Source organism: Faecalimonas hominis, from assembly GCF_054660755.1.
The window spans coordinates 1-2,620 of the sequence record NZ_BAAHSH010000089.1 but is presented as its reverse complement, the minus strand read 5'-3'; the positions used below and the strand labels follow the sequence as shown (position 1 = coordinate 2,620).

Annotated in this window: 3 protein-coding genes; all 3 read left to right on the top strand. The window is 37.2% G+C overall.

Annotated elements, in window-relative coordinates; translation table 11 throughout:
• Positions 1 to 120: 120 nt before the first annotated feature.
• Genes ACYQ35_RS11730 through ACYQ35_RS11720 form a run of 3 tightly spaced genes read left to right on the top strand, consistent with a single transcriptional unit; the run spans position 121 to position 2,590 of the window.
• Positions 121 to 753 carry a TetR/AcrR family transcriptional regulator gene (locus ACYQ35_RS11730; RefSeq protein ID WP_009461397.1) on the top strand — a complete coding sequence of 211 codons (633 nt, stop codon included), beginning with the start codon at positions 121 to 123 and terminating at the stop codon, positions 751 to 753.
• A gap of 2 nt (positions 754 to 755) precedes the next feature.
• Entirely contained in the window at positions 756 to 1,205 is a 450-nt protein-coding gene (locus ACYQ35_RS11725; protein WP_009461396.1) for a cation:proton antiporter domain-containing protein, read from the top strand.
• Positions 1,202 to 2,590: a cytidylate kinase family protein gene (locus ACYQ35_RS11720; RefSeq protein ID WP_459833786.1), complete on the top strand. Its 1,389-nt coding sequence runs from the start codon at positions 1,202 to 1,204 to the stop codon at positions 2,588 to 2,590. The genes ACYQ35_RS11725 and ACYQ35_RS11720 overlap by 4 nt, the downstream gene beginning before the upstream one ends.
• The last annotated feature ends 30 nt before the right edge of the window (positions 2,591 to 2,620 follow it).

Below are 2,620 nucleotides of genomic sequence, written 5' to 3'. Positions count from 1 at the left end.
TAATAGACCCTTATAGGGTCAAAGCAAGCCACCGGCTAAGCCGGTGGTCTTGACTGTGTGTATTGAACGAAAATAAAATTTATGATATTATTGACTATGTAGTCATAAAGGAGGACGGACATGAAGAAAGAAGAAAAAACAAGGCGTACGTGTGAAAAGATTATTCAGGCTGCAACAGTTGAATTTGGAATGAAAAGTTATGAAACAGCTTCATTAAATACGATTTGCAGTGAGAATAACATTTCAAAGGGCCTTATCTATCATAATTTCCAAAATAAAGATGAATTATACCTGATTTGTGTAAAACGGTGTTACGATGAACTGACATCACATATGCAGAAAACGGTTTTTGAATCTGACAATGTGCGGGAAAATTTGGAAAAGATATTGAAGGAAAGGCAGAAGTTTTTTGAGGAATATCCGCATTATAAAAACATTTTTTTTAACAGCATTCTATTGCCGCCGGGACATTTAATTAAAAAGTTAAAAGAGATAAGAAGTGAGTATGATAATTATCTTAAAAGGCAATATATAGATTTAGTGGGAGAAATGAATTTAAGACAAGGAGTGTCCGTTGAGAGGGCAACTCAATACTTAATGACTTTTCAGGAGATGTATAACGGATATTTCAGGGAAAGATATGGGGAAAATAAAGATTTTGAAACGTTAGTGAAAACGCATGAAACAAAGTTATCCGAATTGTTGGATATTATGCTATATGGTATAGCAGTTAAAGATAAAGGGGAGGAATAGATATGTTTTTATTGATCGTCAGATTGCTGATAACGATTGTGTTGGCATTTTTGGTGGGAAAGTTAGTATCCAAAATAAAACTTCCCGCTATTTTGGGCTGGTTGATTGCGGGAATGTTGTTAGGACCACACGCATTTTCGGTTATAAATCAGGAAATTTTAGATGCCGGCTGGTATCAGATTTTAGTCCACATATTGGAATGTGCGGTTGGACTTATGATTGGTACGGAACTTGTTTGGAATAAAATAAAAAAGTCGGGGAAAGCGATTATCATAACAACATTGACACAGTCGTTAGGCACTTTTCTTTTAGTGTCAGCCGTTTTTGGAATTGTATTTTATATTACGGATATTCCGATTTATCTTAGTTTTATTTTTGGGGGAATCGCACTGGCGACAGCGCGGCGCCGGCTTTGTCCATTGTCCGTGAATTTAAAACAGACGGTCCTGTGACAAAAACTTTGATTCCGATGGCTGCATTGGACGATATTGTAGGTTGTATTGTCTTTTTCACAACGATAGCGATTGTGGCTGGGAATCTGTCGGCGGGCAGTCTTCCGGCTTATATGATCGCACTGGTTGTTGTGCTTCCTTTAATTATAGGGGCAGTGTGCGGATTTATATCCGGTTTTATATTGAAAAGAAAAAATAGTGATGCGGTGACGATGCTGTTACTTGTCATTACGATTCTGTTTACTTCAGCGGCAGGCTTTTATTTCAACAACCAGGTGATGCCAAAACCGGTATTGAACTTTATGTTAATCGGTATGGCTTTCTCAGCAACATTTGCCAATATGGTGAGTGAGGAACGTCTAGAACAGATTATGGGTGTATTTAATCCTGTTTTAGGAATTGCCATGATTATTGTTATCCTGAATTTGGGCGCACCGCTAGACTATCATTTGATCATGGGAGCGGGGATATTTACGGCTGTCTATATTTTGGCGAGAGGATTTGGAAAATATTTCGGCGCATATTTTGGTGCGGCCATCACAAAATCTCCTCAGACAGTTAAAAAATATCTTGGATTTACCCTTCTTCCGCACTCGGGTGTTTCGCTTGTATTTACCGGAATTGCAGTTTCAGTTTTGGCTCAGCCAGCACCGGAGTGTGCTAAAATCGTACAGGGAACGATTGCAGCAGCAGCGGTCATCAATGAAATCATTGCGGTGATTATTGCGAAAAAAGGATTTGAATGGGCAGGAGAATTTAACAAAAATTCAACTGAGGACAGTGCGAAGGCAGAAGAGAAGAATCCAAAGATTATTACAATCAGTCGTCAGTATGGAAGCGGCGGAAGAGATATTGCAATGCAGTTATCTAAAAAATTAAACATTCCGTTTTACGATAAAGAAATTATAGAATTGGCGGCAGAATCAAGTTCATTGGATCGCTCTCTATTTGAAAACTATGAGAAAAATAAATTAAATCCCGTATTGGTGGATTTGGCAAACAGCGTGTCCAAAGATTCTTCCATAGATGATAGAATATTTGCACATCATGCAAAAGTCATTCAGGAGATTGTAAATAGAGGTTCGTGTATTATTGTGGGAAGATGTGCGGATTATTTATTGAAAGACAGAAAAGATGTATTAAAAATATTTATTTATGGCGATATGAATACAAGGAAAAAGCGAATTGTTGAAGTTTACAAAGAAGCATCTGAAGAGGCGGCAGATTTAATCAAAAAAACAGATAAGAGGCGTTCAGCATATTATAATCATTATTCAGGAAATGTTTTTGGAAATGCGGAAAATTATGATATTTGTCTTAACAGCAGCGTTTTAGGAATAGAAGAATGTGTACGCATTATTGAAAGATTATATGCGGAAGTTTAGACAACTATGTGCTGTCAACCATTTTTGATT

Bases quoted from the DNA above. Each gene is read 5' to 3' on its own strand.
- ACYQ35_RS11730 (WP_009461397.1), top strand. From the start codon at position 121: ATGAAGAAAGAAGAAAAAACAAGGCGTACGTGTGAAAAGATTATTCAG.
- ACYQ35_RS11725 (WP_009461396.1), top strand. From the start codon at position 756: ATGTTTTTATTGATCGTCAGATTGCTGATAACGATTGTGTTGGCATTT.